Below are 21,725 nucleotides of genomic sequence, written 5' to 3'. Positions count from 1 at the left end.
AGCATTATAGTCGTCCCACTTTAAAATGAGATGACTATACATCATATTTGCCCATTACTGAGGCTTGCGCGAGAATATGCCCTTGCATAGCAAAATGAAGATCATTAAAGCGGAAGCCCGTTGCTAACTCAAGTTTACAATCAAGGGCATAAACAATAAGTTCGTAACGGTGTTCACAATTTGGTGGCGCCATACCCCCATAAGCGGAGGCTTCTTTTAGATCAAATTTGCCTAGTACACTTGCCCAGCTATTTGCGCCTTGAACATAATCCGTTGCTTGTTGGCTTTCATTCTCTTTTACTGAAGTACGTTGTAAATTGGCAATCAACCAATGTGTCCAAACAAAGCCAGAAGCCGTAATGGCATCTTTATCTTCTAGGACGACGGCAAAAGATTGGGTATTTTCAGGTGGATTTAGGATTTCAAAAGGAATTGAGTAGGTTGGCATACCATTAGGGCTAAATTGTTCACCGCGTTTACCATATTTATCCGCAAAATAGCCATGATTAATCGCCGAAGTGGTAACTTGCATTTTTTCCTCCATAGATAAACATATTGAAATTAAGGACAAAAATAAATTAGTGAATTTTGTGAATAATGTCAATTTCTAACGTTTTAACCTGATTAGAAAATTGTTAGAATAGTTCTCCATTTGGCTAGATAGGAGTTGCTATGCACTGCCCATTTTGTAATGCCGAAGAAACGAAAGTCATTGATAGTCGTTTGGTTTCTGAGGGTTATCAAGTTCGCCGCCGCCGTGAATGTACACAATGCCACGAACGCTTTACTACCTTTGAAAGTGCCGAATTAATTATGCCTAGAATTATTAAAAATAATGGTTTGCGTGAACCTTTTAATGAGGATAAGTTAAGAGGGGGAATGCTACACGCTTTGGAAAAACGCCCTGTGAGTACCGATGATATTGAGCGTGCTATTGAAGAGATTATGCACGAATTAAGAGCGACAGGCGAACGAGAAGTACCGAGTAAATTTGTTGGGCGTTTAGTGATGGAAGCCTTGAAAAATTTAGATAAGGTGGCTTATATTCGCTTTGCTTCCGTATATTTGAGTTTTGAAGATATTAATGAATTTAGTAAAGAAATTGAGAAATTAAAGGATTGATATGTCATTTACCCAGCAAGATCATCATTTTATGCAACGGGCTTTGGATTTAGCCAAACAAGGGGAATTTACCACAAGCCCAAACCCTGCGGTAGGCTGTGTTATTGTCAATCATGGCGAAATCGTGGGGGAGGGATTTCATTTAAAAGCAGGAGAACCTCATGCTGAAGTGATGGCATTGCGTATGGCAGGGCAAAAGGCAAAAGGGGCAACAGCTTATGTTACCTTAGAACCTTGTTCTCATTTTGGGCGAACGCCGCCTTGTGCGAAAGGCTTAATTGAGGCGGGAATAAGTAAGGTTGTGGCGGCAATGCAAGATCCTAATCCACAGGTGGCAGGAAAGGGATTGAATATGTTACAAGAAGCAGGGATTACAACAGAAGTTGGCTTATTATCCGCCTCGGCAGAATGGTTAAATCGTGGTTTTTTGAAACGTATGCGAACAGGCTTACCCTATGTTCGCTTAAAAATGGCTATGACCATTGATGGTAGAACCGCTACTGCATCGGGAGAAAGTAAATGGATTACGGGACAACAAGCAAGATCTGATGTACAAATGGAGCGAGCGAGATCAAGTGCAATCCTTTCTACTTATCAAACGGTATTTATGGATAATGCGCAATTAAATGTACGTTGGCAACAATTACCTTCCTCTGTACAACAACAATATCCTAGCGATAATTTGCGTCAACCCATTCGTATTATTCTGGATCGTCAGGCACAATTAACACCAGACTTAGCCTTATTTCAAAGTGACTCGCCAATTTGGTTGGTAACAGAAACAGAAAAAAAATATCAAAATAGACCGCACTTTTGTCAACAATTCTATTTACCTCATTTGCCCTCATCACAACAGTTGGCTAATTTAATGAGCCAATTAGGGCAACAACATATTAATACTCTCTGGGTGGAAGCAGGAGCAACATTTGCAGGAGCTTTAATTGAAGCGGATTTGGTTGATGAACTCATTGTGTATATTGCCCCCAAATTATTGGGGGATCACGCAAGAGGATTATGCCATTTACCTCATCTCACCCAGCTTGCACAAGCGCCACAATGGCATTTGCAAGACATAAAACAATGGGACTCCGATCTTAAATTAATTTATATCAAGGATAAATTATGTTGAAAAAACTCCTGCAATCCGCCGGCATAGGGCTTGTACTTGCTTTGGTGATTTTATTTGTATTGCCCCGATTAAACCTGAGTCAACATAATGAGCCGATGAGCTTTAAAAATGCCGTAAGAAATGCTTCACCCGCAGTCGTAAATGTTTATAGCCAATCGTTTTCATTACAAAACAATGCCAACCAAGGATTACAAATTAGCAATTTGGGTTCAGGTGTGATTATGTCAAAAGAAGGCTATATTCTCACTAACCGACACGTTATCAATAATGCGGATCAAATTGTGGTGGCATTGCAATCAGGGCAAATTTTTAATGCCAATGTGATTGGTTCAGACAGTCTAACGGATCTTGCGGTATTAAAAATTAAAGCCAATAATTTACCAACAATTCATTATAATCCTGATCGTCAAGTTTATGTGGGCGATGTGGTGTTAGCCATAGGTAATCCTTATAACTTAGGACAAAGTGTTTCACAGGGCATTATTAGTGCCACAGGGCGTAATGCGGTGGGCGATGCCATTGGACGCCAAAACTTTATTCAAACTGATGCTTCTATTAACCGAGGGAATTCAGGGGGGGCATTAATCAATTCTCTAGGAGAGTTGGTTGGCATTAGCACCTTAAGTATTGGTAAAGACAGCAATGAAATTGCGGAAGGGTTAAGCTTTGCCATTCCGACGGACATTGCCATTGATGTAATGAATAAAATTATTCGTGATGGGCGTGTTATTCGTGGTTATATTGGCATAGAAAGTGATTTATATACCCTTGGACAGCGATCAAATAATGCCGGAGTATTAGTGACCAATGTGGCAACAAACGGCCCTGCCTATAAAGCAGGAATTCGACAAGGGGATATTATTTTGAAATTTAATAATGAACCCGTCACATCCCCAACGCATTTAATGCGTTTAGTTTCTGATATTCCCCCTAATACTCAAGTTAAAGTGCTTGTGGCACGTTTAGCCCAACAACTTGAATTTAATGTTACCTTAGCGGAATATCCACATTAAAAGGCAATAAGAATTATGCAACAGATAAAAACCAGCCATTTTTTTGCTTGTTTAGATCGTTTACGCTTGATCCATCGTTGGTCATTAATGCGAACGATAGAAAAAGAAAATCTCGCAGAACATAGTTTACAAGTCGCTTTTGTCGCTCATGCCTTAGCCATAATAAAAAATAAATATTATGGTGGAAACATCAATCCCGATCGCATTGCGGTGATTGCAATGTACCACGATAGTTCAGAAATTTTTACAGGCGATCTTCCCACCCCAATTAAATATTTTAATCAAAATATAACACAAGCCTACAAACAGATTGAAGAAATGGCGGAAAAGCATTTATTAAGTTTTTTACCCCAAGACTTACAACAAGAGTTTGCCCCTTACTTAGATAGCGGGCTTTTCAGCGAACAAGAAAGAAATATTGTGAAACAAGCGGATATTTTATGTGCTTATATCAAAGCAAAATTTGAATTAGAACAGGGTAATCTTGAATTTTCCTCAGCAAAACTACGCTTAGATCAACTTATACAACAATGGCATAGCGAAGAAATGGATTATTTTCTCAATGTTTTTGTACCAAGTTTTGGGCGAAGTTTAGATGAGATGACTTTATAAAATTTTATGAAAATAGACCACACTTTTTATAGGGAAAAGGTGCGGTGGGTTTTTCAAGAATTTTTCTTTTTTAGTTTTTGTTCATTACGCCAATTAAAAACAGACCGCACTTTGTGGCTTAGTTCATTCTCATTTCACTAAGGTTTTAGATTTTTCAATAAATCCCCATTATAAATATGTTTCTTAACGGCGGCACTTGCCACAATGTGGCTATTCCAAGCGTAGTGGCTTGTTGCAATACTGACGGCGAGGTTATCTAATAATAGGTTCTCTTTTAATTTTTGTTGCAAGCGAGGTAAGAAAATATCTTTGGAACTTAATAAACTAGAGGAGATGATAATTTTTTCTGAAGAAAAAATATTAATTAAGTTCATTAGCACATAAGAAACGCTATCTGCAATATGATAAATAATTTTTATGGCATTTTCGTTCCCCTTATTGGCTTGTTCGCAAACAAAAGCAATTTTTTGTTCGCCATTGATTAATTGATTTTGCGGGAAGAGCTTATCGACTAATTGGTAGATACTATGATGGGTAACCTGATGATAGAGCTGATGGCGTTCAATTTCCGATAAATGCGGATTGGTTAAATCATGTAATTCACTAAAAGGCGGAACCGCCACTTTGTTAATATTCATTCGTGTATAACGTGCCGAATTTACTGGCTCGCCTTTAATTAATACACTCATATTAATCACATCATCTAATTGTAAAAATAATACATTATGACAATTAATTGCACTTCCTAAATTTGATTCCGCAAAGATCCAAGTTTCAAAGGATTCATTAATCAAAATTGGGCAAGAAAAATGGGGTTGAAAGAGCGCCAATAAATCTAAATCATATTGTTGTTCTCCCAGTTTGCTTAAATATTGTCCTTTATGATGAAGCTCCCCTGCTACAACGACGGAAACCGCTAATAATTTGCCACTTTCTTGTTTCACTTGTTGTAAAAAATGTTCAATAGATTGATGAATAAAATGAGGCAAATCCTGTTGTTTTTCTGGCGTTAGGACAAATGTCATTTGTTTTACGATAGTGTCATCGAGTTCACATAAGGTGATTTCAAAACTGTCTTCTAGCAAGGTGGCACAAATTGTTCGCCAATAAAAAGGGGATAAACAAAGCCCAATAGCAGGGCGACCTCGTACAATATTTGTTTGTACGGTGCGTTCCATAATAAATTCAGCTTGAATAAGTTGGCGTGTAAGTTCTGTGATGCTGGCGGGAGCAAACCCTGATAACTTAGATAAATCAATCCGAGAAATTAATTCAAATTGTTCAATTAGCCGATAAATTACTCCAAGCTGCTGCATTTTTACTGAGTCAGATAAACTCTTTTTTACTCTAGGCATAACCACTCTCAACGATTAATTTTTTTAATAAAAAATACTCCATACGATAGTTTTTTATTTATACCATTTATCTTAATTATGACAATAATTTTCCCTAAATTCTGTGGGCTAGGTCACAAAATTATTTTGAAAAAGTGAAATTTTTTGTGATTAGATTTTGGTAAAAAAATGATATTGAGGTAAACTACCGAAACTTATTTTTAACGAAAACAGAGCAAATTTTTGAGGTTGATATGACGAAAATTGCATCAATTAAGGATGTTTTAACGGGAAAAATCGCTGTGGGTGAAACCGTTACTGTACGAGGCTGGGTACGCACTCGCCGAGATTCTAAGGCGGGTTTATCTTTTTTAGCGGTTTATGATGGTTCTTGCTTTGCACCTGTTCAAGCTATAGTCAATAATGATATTGATAATTATGACAGTGAAATTTTACGCTTAACCACAGGTTGTTCAGTGATTGTAACAGGCACGATAGTCGAGTCGCCAGCGGAAGGTCAGGCAGTGGAATTACAAGCCTCAAAAGTGGAAGTAACAGGTTGGGTTGAGGATCCTGAAACTTATCCTATGGCAGCAAAACGTCATTCTATTGAATACCTGCGTGAAGTTGCTCATTTACGTCCTCGTACCAATATCATCGGTGCGGTAGCACGTGTACGTCATTGCTTAGCACAAGCTATTCATCGCTTTTTTCATGAACAAGGTTTTTATTGGGTAGCAACCCCGTTGATTACAGCTTCCGATACGGAAGGGGCTGGAGAAATGTTCCGTGTTTCTACCTTAGATTTAGAAAATCTGCCGAGAGATGATAAAGGGGCGGTAGATTTTAGCCAAGATTTTTTTGGTAAAGAGGCATTTCTTACCGTATCGGGGCAATTAAATGGCGAAACCTATGCTTGTGCTTTAAGTAAAATTTATACTTTCGGGCCTACTTTTCGTGCGGAAAATTCCAATACGACTCGACATTTAGCTGAGTTTTGGATGGTTGAACCTGAAGTGGCTTTTGCCACATTGGCGGATAATGCAAAATTAGCTGAAGATATGCTGAAATATGTGTTTAATGCGGTACTCAACGAACGCCGAGATGACTTAGAATTCTTTGCGAAACACGTGGACAAAGATGTGATCAATCGCTTAGAACATTTTGTTCAAGCCGATTTTGCTCAAATTGATTATACCGATGCGATTGAGGTATTGCTTAAATCAGGGAAATCCTTTGAATTCCCTGTGGAATGGGGGATCGATTTATCCTCTGAACACGAACGCTATCTTGCGGAAGAATATTTTAAAGCCCCTGTGGTAGTAAAAAATTATCCTAAAGATATTAAAGCCTTCTATATGCGTTTAAATGATGATGGCAAAACTGTTGCCGCAATGGACGTTTTAGCCCCGGGAATTGGTGAAATCATTGGCGGATCTCAACGTGAAGAGCGTTTAGAAGTTTTAGATAAACGTATGTTAGAAATGGGCTTAAACCCTGAAGATTATTGGTGGTATCGTGATTTACGCCGTTATGGCACAGTACCACATTCAGGCTTTGGCTTAGGTTTTGAACGCTTGATTGTCTATGTAACAGGTGTACAAAATATTCGTGATGTGATTCCTTTCCCTCGCTCACCTCGTAATGCAAACTTCTAATCATCGTTATCCCCTCCACAAGAGGGGATATTGTTCATCAATTTGCAAGGATTTTCTATGGCTTATACCACATTCTCCCAAACCAAAAATGATCAACTTAAAGAACCTATGTTCTTTGGACAAAATGTTAATGTTGCCCGCTATGATCAACAAAAATACGAAACTTTTGAAAAACTGATCGAAAAACAGCTTTCCTTTTTCTGGCGGCCAGAAGAAGTGGACGTTTCACAAGATCGTATTGATTATGCAAGCCTACCAGAACACGAAAAACATATTTTTATCAGCAATTTAAAATATCAAACGCTACTTGATTCAATTCAAGGACGTAGCCCAAATGTTGCCTTACTTCCTGTGGTTTCCATTCCTGAATTAGAAACTTGGATTGAAACTTGGACATTCTCTGAAACCATTCACTCTCGTTCTTATACTCATATTATTCGTAATATCGTGAATGATCCCTCTGTGGTTTTTGATGATATTGTAACCAATGAAGAAATTATCAAACGTGCCAAAGATATTTCAGCCTACTATGATGATTTTATTCGTGATACACAGCTTTATACCCTCTACGGCGAAGGAACTTATACCGTTGATGGGCAACAATGTATCGTGAGCTTACGCAATTTAAAACGCCAGTTATACCTCTGCTTAATGAGCGTTAATGCCCTAGAAGCCATTCGTTTTTATGTATCTTTCGCCTGTTCTTTTGCTTTTGCTGAACGCAAATTAATGGAGGGCAATGCCAAAATCATCAAATTTATTGCACGAGATGAAGCCTTACATTTAACAGGAACTCAGCATATTTTAAATATTATGGCATCAGGGCAAGATGATCCTGAAATGGCTGAAGTTGCCGAAGAATGCCGCCAAGAGGCTTATGATCTTTTTGTTGCCGCAGCTGAACAAGAAAAAGAATGGGCAGATTATTTATTTAAAGATGGCTCTATGATCGGCTTAAACAAGGATATTTTAGTGCAATATGTTGAATATATTACCAATATCCGTATGCAAGCCGTAGGATTACCATTGCCATTCAAAACACGTTCTAATCCAATTCCTTGGATCAACGCATGGCTAGTATCAGATAATGTTCAAGTAGCCCCTCAAGAAGTTGAGGTTAGCTCGTATTTAGTGGGACAAATTGACGCTAAAGTTGACACCAATGATTTTGGGGATTTTGATTTATAAAATTTTTCAAAAAACGTACCGCACTTTTATCCCCTTAAGCACCTTAATACCTCTTAAAAGTATTAAGGTGTGAATTCGCCTACTTCTCAATATGATGCCTTGTTATCAACCAACAATTATGAATATGTTTATTGCGTTGAAAATCTAATGGTAAGGTTTTGTGGGAAATTTCTATGGCATTCACGCCTAGTTCAGCGAGTTTCTCCTGTTGCATTTTAAAACCACGCTTATTATTGGAAAAGACAATAGTTCCTTGCGTTCTAAGCAGGGGCAATAATTTCGTGATTAATTTTATATGATCACGTTGTACGTCCCAGCTGTCTTCCATACGTTTTGAGTTGGAAAAAGTTGGCGGATCAACAAAAATAAGGTCAAATTGTTGCTGTGCCTTATCTAGCCATTGCAAACAATCGGCTTGGATTAATTTGTGTTGTGTGCCTTGAATATCATTTAACAATAAATTTTGTTCTGCCCAATTTAGATAGGTGTTTGACATATCTACGGTGGTGGTGGATTTTGCTCCTGCTAATGCGGCATGCACCGTTGCTGAGCCTGTATAAGCAAATAAATTGAGGAAATCCTTACCTTTTGCCATTTCGCCAACCATTTTGCGGGTTAAACGATGATCCAAAAATAAGCCTGTATCCAAGTAATCCGTTAAGTTTACCCATAATTTCGCCCCATATTCATTAACATAAAAATAGTCCCCTTGATGGGCAAGGCGTTCATACTGGCTATTGCCTTTTTGCTTTTGTCGCACTTTTAACACTAATTTATTGGTTTCTACTCCTGTTACCTGTAAGGTTGCGGTTACCGCATCAAGTAAACGCTGACGAGCTTTATTTTCATCAATATTTTTAGGCGGAGCATATTCTTGAATCACAATATGATCAGCATAGCGATCCACCGCTAAGTTATAATCTGGTAAATCCGCATCATACAAACGATAGGCATCAAGCCCTTGTTGTTTTGCCCATTTTTCAATTTTTTTGCTATTTTTTTGTAAACGGTTAGCAAAATCCTGTGCCACCTTAGGCGCTTGTGCTGATTGTGGCAAGGCTTCGCTGTCATTAAGTGGAGAAGTGCGGTCAGAAATTTGATAATTTTTTTGTACACAATCTAAAGGCCCATTTTTTGCTTTAAATTGGCGATAGGAGCGTAAACGTAAACAATCTAATAAGCTCGGTTCTGCACTAAAAATAGAAACATTCCATTGTGGAAATTGTTGTTTTAGGCGTTCTCCCAAAACAGAATACAAGGCAATTAATGCGGGGGTTGCTCCAAGACGTTCTCCATAAGGCGGATTACAAATCAAGGTTCCCTTTTGTTCTGTGGGTAAGGGATTGGTTAGTCTTGCAACATCCGCTTGTTGAAATTGGATTAAGTGGGCGACACCTGCTTGTTTGGCGTTACGCTGTGCTTTTTTTAATACATTTTTATCAAGATCAAAGCCATAAAAATGCCCTTTAGCGCTTGCTTGAGCTTGCTCTGCTTGTGCCATTGCCTCGTTTTTTACCTGTTGCCAAATTTGTGGATTATGCTCAAGCCAATGGTCAAATCCCCAATGTAGGCGATATAATTGTGGGGCAATATTGGCCTCCATTTGTGCTGCCTCGATCAATAAGGTGCCTGAACCACACATCGGATCAACCAATGGCGTACCTTTTTGCCAACCTGAACGCAATATAATGGCACTGGCGAGGGTTTCTTTTAAAGGGGCTTTGCCCGTTTCTTCACGATAACCACGTAAATGTAAGGCATCGCCACTCAGATCTAAGGAAACCACCATATTTTCACGGTTAAGATAAACATGAACACGAATATCGGGATGATCTTTATCCACTTCAGGTCTTGCTTTACCTTGACGAGTGAAATGATCCACAATGCCATCTTTCACACGCATTGCACCAAATTGAGTATGGCGAATATCTTGATTTGTACCATTAAAATCAACCACAAAACTTGAACGTTCATCAAAAATCGCTGACCAAGGTTGGCTTACAATGGTGGAATATAAATCTAATTCAGAATAAATTTTGCTTGTAACCAGAGGTAATAAAATTCTTGAGGCTAATCTTGACCAAAGTAAGGTGCGATATAGGGTATGCTCATTAGCGGAAAAATGCACACCACCTTGAGCAATACGGCATTGTTCAGCCCCAAGTGTCATTAATTCGGCTTTTAATAATTCTTCAAAACCACGAGCTGTGGTTGCAAATAAAGATCTCATCATTTTGTCGTTTCAATTTAAAAATAAGATAAAGCGGTACGGCAAGGCGTGCCAAACATCGGATTATTGTAAAGTGGAACGACTATATTCTCAATAAAAATCCGTTGATTGATGGCAAAAGTCTTTAACGTAAATAGCGTTTTAATCTTTGCTTAAGGTTGTTGCGTAGCTCTTTGTTCATTTCTATTTTATATTGTGGCGAGTGGCAATCCCCAAAAAAATGAATAGGCAAACGCAAGGTTGAATATTTTTGTTGATTAAGGGTTAATTGGGTCTGAAAATCGCATTGTCCATTTAACAATCCCACTTCGCCAGCACCTGTTAATTGTAATACCGATGTTTGAATAACTAAATTTTTCACCCATAATTTTTGTTGATCCCAAACCAAATCTGCTCGTCCTATATCAAAATCCGTATTAATTTGCTGGCGAGCAAGTTGTTGTTCATCATAATTAATGGGGAAATATTGTGCCACGAAATTAAATAAATTAATGCCGTTAATATTGCCTTGATAAATGTCAAAAGATAATTCGCCAGTAGGCAATCTTGCATTTTCAAATTGTAAAAATCCAGTTAATTTCCCTTTTCCTGTAAGAATTGAACGAATATCTAAGGTTGCCCAAAAGGCATAAATATCCACATTTTCGCCCACAAGGGCATAACCTTTTTGCTGGCGATAAAAATCAATATTTCCCTGTTGTGAACGGAAATAAATGCGAGAGGGTAAATATTGAATTGCCACCTTTTCTAAGGTTGCTTGATTAATTTCTAATTCATCAGCATAAAATTGATAGACTTGCGGCTGTTTTATCAACCATCTTGCCTTTGGTAAATGAAACTTATAGGGTTGATTTTTATAAACAAAATGCCCTTGTAGTGCAAAATTCTCTTGTTTTATTGTGGGCGAAAATAGCTCAGTTAAAAAAAGTGCGGTGGGTTTTAGCGTTAAATTTATATTCTCAATGGGATCTGAGGCATTATGCTGAGAGGAAGATAATTTGCCATTAGTGAGATGAATTTTCTCAATTTTGATTTGGCTTTGTAATAAAGAAAACAGATCAATCTGTAATTCAAGACGAGGAAGATCAACCTGCCAAGGTGCTAACAAGGGCGGTTGAATTTTAACATTTTCTGCCACTAACGCCAGTGGAAAAACTTGAAAACTTAACTTTGGCGAGGAAATAATGGCTTGCTGATGTTGCAATGCTTCAACCAGATCTGATTTAAGATGTTGAACTTTAAAATAAAATAAAGTTATTACTACACAAACAAAAGCTGTTAATAGAGCAATAACTTTTTTCATTTTAGATCCCTTAACTATTGATCTTCATTAATTCGGCTTGCTACAGCCGCTTGTTGATTTTTATATTTAGCATCTGAACGGCGGTTATAAGGTCTCGCCGCTTCGCCACTTAGCACTTCAAAACTTAACGCACCAATTACCATATTAGGGCGTAATGCTAATGGCAATTTTCCTGAATTATAAAATTCAAGCACAATTTTGCCTTCCCAACCGGGATCAATACGATGTGCTGTAACATGCACCATTAAACCTAAACGAGCCAATGAGGAACGTCCATCAAGCCAACCAATAATATTGGCAGGCAATTTCACTGATTCAAGGGTGGTGGCAAGGGCTAGTGTGCCGGGGTGCAAGAAAAAGGCTTGATTATCTTCAATAATAATTTCCTCGCTCATCACGAGATCTAATTGTGCCGCCACTTCTTCTTTGGGGCCACTTAAATCAAGATAAGGGGCGGAATATTCTTTAAATACCCGAAAAGAATTACCTAAACGCACATCAATGGTTGCCCCATTAATTTTGTCATTACTAGGACGAGGTGTGAGGGAAATTAAACCTTGCTCCAAATAACGTTCAATATCGGTATCGCATAATCGCATTTTTCCCTCCTTTTAATCTGCTAATAAGTGCATAATTTGTGCTTTCAAGATATTAATAGCAATTCTATTTTTGCCGCCTTTAGGTACAATAATATCCGCATATTGCTTAGACGGCTCAATAAATTGTAAAAACATCGGACGCACTGTTTTACGATATTGTTCAACCACAGATTCCAATGAACGCCCACGTTCTTGCATATCACGTTGTAAACGGCGAATAAAACAAATATCCAAAGGGGCATCAACAAACACAGATACATTAACTTCCTTACGGATACGTTCATCTGTCAGCAATAATATTCCCTCTAAAATAATAATTTTCTTCGGCTCAAAATGATTGACTTTCCCTGTTCGGGTATGCTCAACATAACTATATTCTGGAATATCTACCGCTTGCCCATTTTTTAAGGCTTGTAAATGACTAATCAATAAATCACGATCCATTGAATTAGGGTGATCATAATTGGTTTTAATTCGTTCTTCAAAATCTAAATGGCTTTGATCTTTATAATAACTGTCTTCAGAAATAATCCCAATTTCCTCACAGCCTAATTCATCACAAAGCTCACGATGAATAGTAGATGCAATAAGGCTTTTGCCTGAGGCTGAAGCCCCTGCAATGGCAATAATCACACAAGAAGGGGTAGTAAATGAAGTTGGCATAGGTTTTCCCATTAATAATTTTTTGCTCTGGATTATAAAGAAAAAATGCTCAGTTTGACAGTGTGCAAATCGTTTTTTTATATCATCGCATTTTATTTTTTGTGAAACAGTTCACGTTATTTCTTGTTAAATTTGTTTACAATGCCAAAACTTTTCTTCCATAAAGTCATTTAATATTGAGGACAAAACTATGAAATTGACGGCATTATCCTGTTTAATCACTTCCGCACTTTTTACCACATTATTTTCATCTTCTAACGCTTATGCGGCGGGGCGTTTAGTTGTCTATTGTAGTGCAACAAATATTATGTGTGAAACACAAACAAAAGCCTTTGGTGAAAAATATAATGTAAGAACCTCTTTTATTCGCAATGGTTCTGGCAGTACCTTTGCGAAAATTGAAGCAGAAAAAAATAATCCTCAAGCTGACGTTTGGTATGGTGGCACGCTAGATCCCCATTCACAAGCAGGGGAACTAGGATTATTACAAGCCTATCGCTCTCCTATGGTTGATCAAATTGTGCCACAATTTCAAGATCCAGCCAAAGTAAAAGGAAACTTGTCTTCCGTTACTTATATGGGCATTCTCGGATTTGGTGTGAATACAGAAAGATTAAAGAAATTAGGCATTGAAAAATTACCACAATGTTGGAAAGATTTAACCGATCCACGTTTAAAACAAGAAATACAAATTGCCGATCCGCAAAGTTCAGGTACCGCTTATACCGCTATCGCTACCTTCACTCAGCTTTGGGGCGAAGAGCAAGCCTTTGACTATTTCCGTCAGCTACATCCTAATATTTCCCAATATACCAAATCAGGTATTACGCCTTCTCGTAGTGCCGCTCGTGGGGAAGCTACAATAGGCATTGGCTTTTTACACGACTATGCCTTAGAAAAAGAAAAAGGCGCACCGCTTGAATTAGTGGTACCTTGCGAGGGAACGGGTTATGAATTGGGTGGCGTTAGTATTTTAAAAGGGGCAAGAAACCTTGAAAATGCTAAATTATTCGTTGATTTCGTGCTTTCCAAAGAAGGGCAAGAATTAGCGTGGAAAAAAGGGGAAGCCCATCAAATTTTAGTGAATACCACCGCAGAACAATCGCCGAATGCCTTTGATCCTTTGCAATTAAACTTAATTAACTATGATTTTGAAAAATTTGGTGCCGCCGATGAGCGTAAACGCTTAATTGAAAAATGGGTAAATGAAGTGAAATTAGCAAAATAATTGCTTAAATAGCGTCTTTTCAATTTAAAATAACACAAGGCGATCATTATCGCCTTATTTCAAATATCATTATTACTCGGGGCTTTTATGCAAAAAAACATTGTAAATGCAATATTTAATGCTCATCTATTTTGGATAATACTTGCTCTACTTGGCTTTATTTTCCTCCCCTCAATGGCTCTACATTATGGCTTTATGGAATCCACTTCTGAAGAAATCTATCAGGCAATGGGCTGGAGTTCATTTAATCTAAGCTGGTTATGGTTTGGTTTATTATTTGTATTTCCTATTATTTCCAGCCTAACGAAATCTTTAGATAAAGCCAAACAAGGCAAATATGAATTTATTCTTGCTATCAGTATTTTCCTGTTTATTTTTATTTCTGCCATTATTGAGAAAATAAGTTTAGGTTACGCCATATTTATTTTGGTTATCTCATTAATCGCCATTAGCACCAATGCCCTAGCGAAAATGAAAATAATGCAAGGCGATAAATTTATTCTTGCCTCCCTGATCAGCATTATTTTATTAATCTTCTTTTTTATTGTTTATCCTACATTTGCGATCCTGATTTCGGTTTTTTATAACGGTTCTGAGTTTGTACCTACCCAAGCCTTACAGATTATCCAACAACCCTATATCTTACGCATTATTCTTAACTCATTGAGCGTTGCGGGGACTGTTGGGATTTTAGCCACTATTTTTGGCTTATTTTTTGCGTTATATACCACACGCATTGCAAAGCGTACCGCATTTATTGGTAAAGTGTTTTCCATTTTGCCCATCGTTACACCGCCCTTTGTGGTTGGGCTTGGCGTAACCTTGATGTTAGGACGTTCAGGTTATGTTACCGAATATCTGGTGGATTATTTAGGCTTTAACAGCAACTGGTTATATGGTTTTACTGGCATTGTCATCGCCCATACATTAGCATTAACCCCAATGTCATTTATGATCTTAGAAGGGGCGTTAAAATCCATTCATCCCTCAATAGAAGAGGCTTCTTATACTTTACGAGCCAACAGATACCAAACCTTTTTAGGCGTGATTTTTCCGCTATTAAAACCTGCATTGGCTAACTCATTTTTAGTGGTAGCCATTCAATCTGTGGCGGATTTTAGTACCCCATTGGTACTCGGCGGAAGTTTTGATGTGATTTCCTCACAAATTTACTTTTATATCGCAGGTTCACAATTAGATTATGCCTCTGCCAGTACCTTAGGCACATTATTATTAATTTTTTCCTTAGGTATTTTCATTATCCAATATGCTTGGATTGGCAACCGCTCTTATGTTACCGTTTCTGGAAAATCTTATCGTGGCGATGTGCAAGAACTCCCCGCTTTAATGAAATCCTTGATTAGCGTTATTTTAGCTTGTTGGGTTATTTTTAACGTTGCACTTTACGGCAGTATATTTTACGGCAGCTTTACCGTAAATTGGGGCGTAGATTACACCCTAACGCTCAAAAACTATATTATGTTGTTCGGACAAGGCTTTAACGATGGTGCTTGGCCATCACTTATTCATACTGTGATTTTTGCCGCAACCGCCGCCCCTATTACCGCATTATTTGGCTTACTTATTGCCTATATTACCGTTAGACGAGAATTTAAAGGCAAGAAAACCTTAGAATTTCTCACCTTATTATCTTTTTCAGTGCCTGGCACGGTAGCAGGGGTTTCCTATATCTTAGCCTTTAATGATGCCCCAATTTACCTCACAGGAACAGGCATTATCATTGTTTTATCAATGGTAATGCGTAATATGCCAGTGGGTATGCGAGCGGCGATCGCAGGGTTAGGTCAACTTGATAAATCATTAGATGAAGCCTCATTATCCTTAAAAGGAAGCTCATTTAAAACAATCCTCTTTGTGGTGTTACCTTTACTAAAACCCGCTTTAATTTCTGCCTTGGTAACCAGCTTCGTTCGGGCAATGACCACCGTCAGTGCCATTGTATTTTTAGTCACAGCAGATACCCGAGTTGCCACCTCATATATTCTGAATCGTGTAGAAGATGGCGAATATGGTATTGCTATCGCCTATGGCTCAATTTTAATTATCGTCATGATGGCAATTATCCTGTTCTTTGATTGGATCGTAGGAGATAGCCGAATTGCTCGTTCAAAAGCGAAAAAACAACTCTAATTTTGAATAAAAGGTTCAATATTATGCAACAAAATAATGATTTTCTCGTACTCAAAAACATAACAAAATCCTTTGGTAAAACCACCGTTATTGATAACCTAAACCTAAGTATCAAACGAGGCAGTATGGTTACCTTACTAGGACCCTCAGGTTGCGGTAAAACCACGGTGCTACGTCTTGTTGCAGGGCTAGAAAGCCCAACATCAGGGCAAATATTTATTGATGGCGAAGATGTTACCCAATCCTCGATCCAAACAAGAGATATTTGTATTGTGTTTCAATCCTATGCCCTCTTTCCCCATATGTCCATTGGCGAAAATGTGGGATACGGGCTAAAAATGCAAGGCATCAACAAATCCGAACGCCAAAAGAGAGTAAAAGAAGCATTAGAATTAGTGGATTTAGCAGGCTTTGAAGATCGTTTTGTGGATCAAATTTCTGGCGGTCAGCAACAACGTGTGGCATTAGCTCGAGCCTTAATTCTCAAGCCGAAAGTGCTACTTTTTGATGAGCCTTTAAGTAATTTAGACGCCAATTTACGCCGTTCAATGCGTGAAAAAATTCGTGAATTACAGCAAGGCTTAGGCATAACCTCCTTATATGTTACGCACGATCAAACCGAAGCCTTTGCGGTTTCCGATGAAGTGATTGTAATGGATAAAGGCAAAATTATGCAAAAAGCCCCCGCAGAAGAGCTTTATTTACGCCCAAATTCCTTATTTCTCGCCAATTTTATGGGCGAATCCAGTATATTACCCGCGACCCTCCAGCAAAATACCTTAGATATTTATGGTTATCAGATCTCGCTCAATAATCCACAACAATTCGCCGTTGCCGATGGAAAATGTTTAGTGGGCATACGCCCTGAAGCCATTAAATTAAGCCAACAAGGCGAAGAAAAACAATATTGCACCATTAAAAGTGCGGTCTATATGGGAAATTATTGGGAAATTGTTGCACTTTGGCATAACCAAGAATTATTAATTAATGCACGCCCAGAAGATTTTAATCCGCATATTCACTCGGCTTATCTTCATTTCTCACAACAAGGCATTTTTTTGTTAAAAGCCTAATGAGTTGTGATAACGAAGTCGTCGTTTTTCGCCAATAAAAAGTGCGGTCAAAAAAATCATTTTTTAACCGCACTTTGGATAAAAGTACTTTTATTTATAGTCATTTCGAATAAAAATAATACATCATTACCAGATCTTTTATATGCTTGTGGTATATAACTGTCGTTACTTTTTTGTTTCATTTTTAATTAATTTAAATTTAAAAATATTATCCAAGTGATTGACATGAAGATAATTTTACGATATAAGATGTTAAAGATGTGTTAAATAATATTGTTTTAAATTTAGGGGGTGGCTATGAAATTGAATACAGAACAACAAAAAACTCAAATTTCAAGTTCACATAGATTAATAAATATTACAAGTACCCTAAGGCATCAATTAAGCAATAATAATTATGGTATTTTTGATAGAGTTAGTTCAAATTTTCTAATAAATGAGATATTTCAAAAACTAGAATACCAATCTAATATTACTGTATCAAAGAGGCAATCTGCTTTATTTAAAAGAGCTAAAGACAATTTGAATAATTATAATTCTCAAAAGTTGTCTTCTTTTGAATATGCTACAGAAGCATTATTTGATAATTATTTTTTTAAGAACAATAAAAATTTTATCAATAGAGTTGAAGCACTAAAAATTATTAAGAGAAGCATCATACAAAATGGAAATATATCATTAGTAATGCCAATTTTATCAAGAAAGCCTTTCTCTCCTATTAAAAATAAAGGATACTAGCCAGATATTGGAGAAATAAATACAATATTAAGATGTGAACAACTGGTAAAAATCATATCAAATGTATCTCAATTTCCATGTAAATTTATTATTTTGGCTGATGGTAAAAAGTATAATAGAGCTTGTTTAACACCAAACTGTATTATTGATTTATATCAAAAATCTCTAAAATATTGGGTTGAATATTTTCATATTAATGAATTTGTTGAAATTGTTGATTATGAAAGTTGGTTATCTAGAGATAAATTTTATTTATCAGAAAGAGAAGAAACTAATAAAAATATTTATACCAAAATATCAAAAGAATATGATCCGCATTTTGATCCAGCTCGACTTGATATATCATTTGGAAAAATAAATAATAATTCTATAGGAGAACAATTAAAATATACTTTTTGGTCTATTATCACATCTGTTAATTATCATTCAATTTTTCAACAAGATCAATATATTACATATAATAATGAGGTTCAAAATTTTTATATATCTTTTATTTTTTCTCTTAATTTTTCTATAGAAAAAATAAAAAAATCGCATTTATTTTCATCTCATTTAATTGGAGACTTTTCCTTAAATCATACAGAGCTCATTATAAAAATGAGATATGAAGCATGGGAAGCAGCTAAAAAATATGTTGCAATTTCGCTAACAGATAGAAAATTAAATACTATCTTCACAAAAATACCTACAGCAATAAAACTTACTATTCATGGGAAACGAGGAGAATTTAATTTTATATCAACAAATTGTAAGAACTATTCATTAACTGCACAACATACAACTGGTAGCATTCATTTTAAGAGAGATGAAGTGATGATAGATTATAGATATAGAATTGAAAGAGATGCAGATTCTGAAACTGAAATTTATGTATATCCATCGGAAACTTCTGAAGAGAAATTTGATCCTCTGTATGAAATGTATAAAATAAAACAACCTTTTTATTATACGGATTAAGGATATAACCATGAATAAATACATTAAAAAATTATTAAAAAATAGAGTTTTCATTAGTGAAACTAACTTATCCAATATAATTAAAAATAGTAAAATTTATGAAATAAATAATGATGATTTGGATACTGAGTATTTAACGGATGAAGAAGTTAATACTATTATAAAAAATATAGACATATTAATTGATAAAGAATCTAAAAAACTCGTTAAAATTATAAAAAGTAAATTAGAAATAATAAATAAAAATATTATATACTCAAACTTGCAAGATAAATTATGGTATCAATCAGCTTTAATTACCGAAATTTTTAGACATTATTCAATCTCAAAAAACTCAGCTAGTATTAATGCTCATATCATACAAAAGAAAATTTATTGTGCTATTATTAAAGGAAACATTCACTTTTCTATTGGTTGGGGACAAGCAAAAAGAAGCTGTGGTCATTTAAAAACAGAAGGTTATTGTGCAGATTTTTCTGAGTTATATGCAATAATTGTACTATATACTATTTTAAAAACGATACATGTTATTTGTTCTAAGAAAGTAACATTAACTGTTCTAACTGGGGGGAGTAGATTTTATCCAGCACTGTTTACTAACCCAAATTCAAATCTGTTTTATAATAAACAACGGCAAGCCATGGCTAATATTTTTTCAAATGAGAATTATTTAATAACATTTGAAGATTATAATGATTTTTATAATATAGATATGAACATTGATAAGATAAATAAATTAGCAAATGAAATAGATCACTCTTTTGCTTATAAAATAATGGACTATATATTACTTAATGTTGATTGGCATTATGTAATATCTAATTATAAAGATATAAACTTGGAAATTACAGAAAACTTTTTATCTTATCTTAAACAGGATTCATCTAATATTGATAAGGTAATAAAAATAGCAACTATATCTATATTAAATAGAAAAAGTCAGGCATATTGGATTAGAAAATTAGGTAATTTAAAACTGTTTGATGATATTATTGATTTTTTCTATAATTTTTCTATATCATCATCTAAAAAATATATTGCAATTCATTTGTTAAACTTAAAAGACAGTATCATTTCTCATGATAGAATAGATATAGAAAAAGTAAGGCTAACTGTACATGAAAAGAAAGATAGAAATGATATTCCAGCAATTTTTACCTTAGGAATAAATGCGGGGAATAAATTATCACAACATGTATGCTCGTTTGTTGATACTCAAGAAATTAAATTTACAACATTATTTGAGCTAATACAATCAAAATACCAGAATAATGTAAATATAAAAAGGGTTATTCCTCCTAGAAATAGTTGTTTATATTGGCTTTATGAACAAAAACAACCTTTATTTTATACTTCTCTCAATAAAGAGAGTTACATTAAAAAATTAAGTAATATGAAAATCATAGATGGTTAAAAAGGATATTTTACTATGAAAAATTATCTTACCTTACTTGCCTTATTTATTGGACAAGGCTTAATTGGCAGTGTCATTTCATTATTAACTCTAAGTTCAACCCTAGTCGGTAACCAATTAGCTCCTTATCCCCAGCTCGCTAGTATTCCCATTATGGCTACTGTACTTGGTGCGGCTATAATGGTGTATTTTGCCTCTCAAATCATGGCTAAACAAGGACGTAGAATGGGTTTTCTCATCAGTAGTCTAATAGGAATAATAGGCAGCATTACAGCAATGATATCGATTTCTCAACAATCTTTTGAGCTATTTGTCATTGCAGCACTCATATTAGGATTTGCTACCGTTTTTAATCAGTATTATCGCTTTGCTGCCGCTGAAATATTTGAGCTCCCCTCAATCAAAAACCGCTGTACTGCACTAATCATTGGTGGTGGTATCATTGGTGGCATATTAGGTCCTTGGCTTGCAACCCAAGGTAAAGCTTTATTTCCTCAATCCCCATTTCTTGGAACATTTTTGCTGGCATTGATACTTTTTATACTTTCTTTAGCCGTACACACTTTTATTAATCTTCCCCATATTCCCAACCAGCAATTCCAAAATGATATATCCTTACCACACACACTACCACCTAAATTTATTATTGGTACATTAAGCTGTGCCTTAGGTTTTGCGTTAATGACTTTAATCATGAATGCCACACCACTAATCATGCACCATCAACATTATACTATTGAACAAAGTGCTTATGTATTACAATGGCATTTTATCGCCATGTATGCTCCTGCTTTATTACTGACTTTTTTCATACATAAAATACCAATTTATTATCTTATTCAATTAGGGGGTATCAGTTTTTTATTTGGTTCGTTATCTATCTATTTATTACCACAGGAAAGTGGGTTCTTATATAGCTTAATCGCTGTTGGTATAGGTTGGAGTTTGATGTTTACAGGAGGAACTCTATTAATTAATCAACTTAATCAAAAAAATAAATATCAATGGCAAGGAATAAATTCATTAATTACTTATATTTTAAATTTATTAGCCTCTTTATCTGTGGGGTTTTTAGTTTATTTTACTTGTGGTTGGCATATTATTCATAGTATTAGTTGTTTAATAATTTTAGTCTTTATTATCTATATTCATTACGTTAAAATTAATTAATAATATATAGATATTTAATTAATGGGGATTAGATTAGTACTAAGTCTTACCCTGTTCCCTCAAAATTTTAAGTTATTGAAAAAGTTTACAAATTTAAACCTAAATCCACAGCTATAATGGATAAAATTGTTAATAATAATTTT

At 35.7% G+C, this 21,725-nt stretch carries 19 protein-coding genes; 13 read left to right on the top strand and 6 right to left on the bottom strand.

Features of this window, described 5'->3' with window-relative positions; translation table 11 throughout:
* Nucleotides 1-34: 34 nt before the first annotated feature.
* Nucleotides 35-532, bottom strand: a complete 498-nt coding sequence (locus EV694_RS10780; RefSeq protein ID WP_132692385.1) for a YbhB/YbcL family Raf kinase inhibitor-like protein — start codon at nucleotides 530-532, stop codon at nucleotides 35-37.
* Between the two features lie 140 nt (nucleotides 533-672).
* Here EV694_RS10780 and nrdR point away from each other — a divergent pair, with 140 nt between their 5' ends.
* Genes nrdR through yfbR form a run of 4 tightly spaced genes read left to right on the top strand, consistent with a single transcriptional unit; the run spans nucleotide 673 to nucleotide 3,876 of the window.
* Nucleotides 673-1,122, top strand: a complete 450-nt coding sequence (gene nrdR, locus EV694_RS10775) for a transcriptional regulator NrdR (RefSeq protein WP_132692383.1) — start codon at nucleotides 673-675, stop codon at nucleotides 1,120-1,122.
* Nucleotide 1,123: 1 nt separating this feature from the next.
* Nucleotides 1,124-2,251: a bifunctional diaminohydroxyphosphoribosylaminopyrimidine deaminase/5-amino-6-(5-phosphoribosylamino)uracil reductase RibD gene (ribD, locus tag EV694_RS10770; protein WP_132692381.1), complete on the top strand. Its 1,128-nt coding sequence runs from the start codon at nucleotides 1,124-1,126 to the stop codon at nucleotides 2,249-2,251.
* Nucleotides 2,245-3,264, top strand: coding sequence for an outer membrane-stress sensor serine endopeptidase DegS (gene degS / locus EV694_RS10765; protein ID WP_132692378.1), 1,020 nt, complete (start codon nucleotides 2,245-2,247; stop codon nucleotides 3,262-3,264). The genes ribD and degS overlap by 7 nt, the downstream gene beginning before the upstream one ends.
* Before the next feature lie 15 nt (nucleotides 3,265-3,279).
* Nucleotides 3,280-3,876 (top strand): 5'-deoxynucleotidase, encoded by a 597-nt coding sequence (gene yfbR, locus EV694_RS10760; RefSeq protein WP_132692376.1) that lies wholly within the window; start codon nucleotides 3,280-3,282, stop codon nucleotides 3,874-3,876.
* Nucleotides 3,877-4,013: 137 nt separating this feature from the next.
* Here yfbR and EV694_RS10755 read toward each other — a convergent pair whose 3' ends face one another.
* Nucleotides 4,014-5,231, bottom strand: a complete 1,218-nt coding sequence (locus EV694_RS10755; RefSeq protein WP_132692374.1) for an ROK family protein — start codon at nucleotides 5,229-5,231, stop codon at nucleotides 4,014-4,016.
* A gap of 233 nt (nucleotides 5,232-5,464) precedes the next feature.
* On the opposite strand from EV694_RS10755, the gene asnS reads away from it, so the two are divergent.
* The gene (gene asnS, locus EV694_RS10750; protein WP_132692372.1) at nucleotides 5,465-6,868 is read left to right on the top strand and encodes an asparagine--tRNA ligase; all 1,404 of its coding nucleotides are present in this window, start codon (nucleotides 5,465-5,467) and stop codon (nucleotides 6,866-6,868) included.
* A 57-nt stretch (nucleotides 6,869-6,925) separates the two neighbouring features.
* A complete protein-coding gene (gene nrdB, locus EV694_RS10745; RefSeq protein WP_132692370.1) occupies nucleotides 6,926-8,056 on the top strand; it encodes a class Ia ribonucleoside-diphosphate reductase subunit beta in 1,131 nt (376 codons plus the stop codon).
* 79 nt (nucleotides 8,057-8,135) lie between these two features.
* On the opposite strand, the gene rlmKL is transcribed toward nrdB, so the two are convergent.
* From rlmKL to udk, 4 genes are all read right to left on the bottom strand, one after another.
* A complete protein-coding gene (rlmKL, locus tag EV694_RS10740; protein ID WP_132692397.1) occupies nucleotides 8,136-10,286 on the bottom strand; it encodes a bifunctional 23S rRNA (guanine(2069)-N(7))-methyltransferase RlmK/23S rRNA (guanine(2445)-N(2))-methyltransferase RlmL in 2,151 nt (716 codons plus the stop codon).
* 124 nt (nucleotides 10,287-10,410) lie between these two features.
* On the bottom strand, nucleotides 10,411-11,589 hold the full coding sequence (locus tag EV694_RS10735; RefSeq protein ID WP_132692368.1) for a hypothetical protein: 1,179 nt from the start codon (nucleotides 11,587-11,589) through the stop codon (nucleotides 10,411-10,413).
* Nucleotides 11,590-11,603: 14 nt separating this feature from the next.
* Nucleotides 11,604-12,188 (bottom strand): dCTP deaminase, encoded by a 585-nt coding sequence (dcd, locus tag EV694_RS10730; RefSeq protein WP_132692366.1) that lies wholly within the window; start codon nucleotides 12,186-12,188, stop codon nucleotides 11,604-11,606.
* 12 nt (nucleotides 12,189-12,200) lie between these two features.
* Nucleotides 12,201-12,851 (bottom strand): uridine kinase, encoded by a 651-nt coding sequence (udk, locus tag EV694_RS10725; RefSeq protein ID WP_132692364.1) that lies wholly within the window; start codon nucleotides 12,849-12,851, stop codon nucleotides 12,201-12,203.
* Nucleotides 12,852-13,041: 190 nt separating this feature from the next.
* On the opposite strand from udk, the gene EV694_RS10720 reads away from it, so the two are divergent.
* The 7 genes from EV694_RS10720 (at nucleotide 13,042) to EV694_RS10690 (ending at nucleotide 21,582) form a co-directional block, all read left to right on the top strand.
* On the top strand, nucleotides 13,042-14,079 hold the full coding sequence (locus EV694_RS10720) for an ABC transporter substrate-binding protein (RefSeq protein ID WP_132692362.1): 1,038 nt from the start codon (nucleotides 13,042-13,044) through the stop codon (nucleotides 14,077-14,079).
* Nucleotides 14,080-14,166: 87 nt separating this feature from the next.
* Nucleotides 14,167-16,230 carry an ABC transporter permease gene (locus EV694_RS10715; RefSeq protein WP_132692360.1) on the top strand — a complete coding sequence of 688 codons (2,064 nt, stop codon included), beginning with the start codon at nucleotides 14,167-14,169 and terminating at the stop codon, nucleotides 16,228-16,230.
* Nucleotides 16,231-16,253: 23 nt separating this feature from the next.
* Nucleotides 16,254-17,303: a ferric ABC transporter ATP-binding protein gene (fbpC, locus tag EV694_RS10710; RefSeq protein WP_132692358.1), complete on the top strand. Its 1,050-nt coding sequence runs from the start codon at nucleotides 16,254-16,256 to the stop codon at nucleotides 17,301-17,303.
* Between the two features lie 297 nt (nucleotides 17,304-17,600).
* Entirely contained in the window at nucleotides 17,601-18,041 is a 441-nt protein-coding gene (locus EV694_RS10705) for a hypothetical protein (RefSeq protein WP_132692356.1), read from the top strand.
* A gap of 93 nt (nucleotides 18,042-18,134) precedes the next feature.
* Nucleotides 18,135-18,998 (top strand): hypothetical protein, encoded by an 864-nt coding sequence (locus tag EV694_RS10700; protein WP_132692354.1) that lies wholly within the window; start codon nucleotides 18,135-18,137, stop codon nucleotides 18,996-18,998.
* A 10-nt stretch (nucleotides 18,999-19,008) separates the two neighbouring features.
* Nucleotides 19,009-20,412 (top strand): hypothetical protein, encoded by a 1,404-nt coding sequence (locus tag EV694_RS10695; protein WP_132692352.1) that lies wholly within the window; start codon nucleotides 19,009-19,011, stop codon nucleotides 20,410-20,412.
* A 15-nt stretch (nucleotides 20,413-20,427) separates the two neighbouring features.
* Nucleotides 20,428-21,582, top strand: a complete 1,155-nt coding sequence (locus EV694_RS10690; protein ID WP_132692350.1) for an MFS transporter — start codon at nucleotides 20,428-20,430, stop codon at nucleotides 21,580-21,582.
* Nucleotides 21,583-21,725: the final 143 nt, after the last annotated feature.

The sequence above is a fragment of the Volucribacter psittacicida genome (genome assembly GCF_004339025.1).
GTDB lineage: Bacteria > Pseudomonadota > Gammaproteobacteria > Enterobacterales > Pasteurellaceae > Volucribacter > Volucribacter psittacicida.
The sequence above is the reverse complement of the archived record's forward strand: the minus strand, read 5'-3'. Positions and strand labels throughout refer to the sequence as shown.

What these genes read in the sequence shown, in the direction of transcription:
- EV694_RS10780 (WP_132692385.1), bottom strand. Translation starts at nt 532, where the DNA reads ATGCAAGTTACCACTTCGGCGATTAATCATGGCTATTTTGCGGATAAA.
- nrdR (WP_132692383.1), top strand. Translation starts at nt 673, where the DNA reads ATGCACTGCCCATTTTGTAATGCCGAAGAAACGAAAGTCATTGATAGT.
- ribD (WP_132692381.1), top strand. Translation starts at nt 1,124, where the DNA reads ATGTCATTTACCCAGCAAGATCATCATTTTATGCAACGGGCTTTGGAT.
- degS (WP_132692378.1), top strand. Translation starts at nt 2,245, where the DNA reads ATGTTGAAAAAACTCCTGCAATCCGCCGGCATAGGGCTTGTACTTGCT.
- yfbR (WP_132692376.1), top strand. Translation starts at nt 3,280, where the DNA reads ATGCAACAGATAAAAACCAGCCATTTTTTTGCTTGTTTAGATCGTTTA.
- EV694_RS10755 (WP_132692374.1), bottom strand. Translation starts at nt 5,231, where the DNA reads ATGCCTAGAGTAAAAAAGAGTTTATCTGACTCAGTAAAAATGCAGCAG.
- asnS (WP_132692372.1), top strand. Translation starts at nt 5,465, where the DNA reads ATGACGAAAATTGCATCAATTAAGGATGTTTTAACGGGAAAAATCGCT.
- nrdB (WP_132692370.1), top strand. Translation starts at nt 6,926, where the DNA reads ATGGCTTATACCACATTCTCCCAAACCAAAAATGATCAACTTAAAGAA.
- rlmKL (WP_132692397.1), bottom strand. Translation starts at nt 10,286, where the DNA reads ATGAGATCTTTATTTGCAACCACAGCTCGTGGTTTTGAAGAATTATTA.
- EV694_RS10735 (WP_132692368.1), bottom strand. Translation starts at nt 11,589, where the DNA reads ATGAAAAAAGTTATTGCTCTATTAACAGCTTTTGTTTGTGTAGTAATA.
- dcd (WP_132692366.1), bottom strand. Translation starts at nt 12,188, where the DNA reads ATGCGATTATGCGATACCGATATTGAACGTTATTTGGAGCAAGGTTTA.
- udk (WP_132692364.1), bottom strand. Translation starts at nt 12,851, where the DNA reads ATGCCAACTTCATTTACTACCCCTTCTTGTGTGATTATTGCCATTGCA.
- EV694_RS10720 (WP_132692362.1), top strand. Translation starts at nt 13,042, where the DNA reads ATGAAATTGACGGCATTATCCTGTTTAATCACTTCCGCACTTTTTACC.
- EV694_RS10715 (WP_132692360.1), top strand. Translation starts at nt 14,167, where the DNA reads ATGCAAAAAAACATTGTAAATGCAATATTTAATGCTCATCTATTTTGG.
- fbpC (WP_132692358.1), top strand. Translation starts at nt 16,254, where the DNA reads ATGCAACAAAATAATGATTTTCTCGTACTCAAAAACATAACAAAATCC.
- EV694_RS10705 (WP_132692356.1), top strand. Translation starts at nt 17,601, where the DNA reads ATGAAATTGAATACAGAACAACAAAAAACTCAAATTTCAAGTTCACAT.
- EV694_RS10695 (WP_132692352.1), top strand. Translation starts at nt 19,009, where the DNA reads ATGAATAAATACATTAAAAAATTATTAAAAAATAGAGTTTTCATTAGT.
- EV694_RS10690 (WP_132692350.1), top strand. Translation starts at nt 20,428, where the DNA reads ATGAAAAATTATCTTACCTTACTTGCCTTATTTATTGGACAAGGCTTA.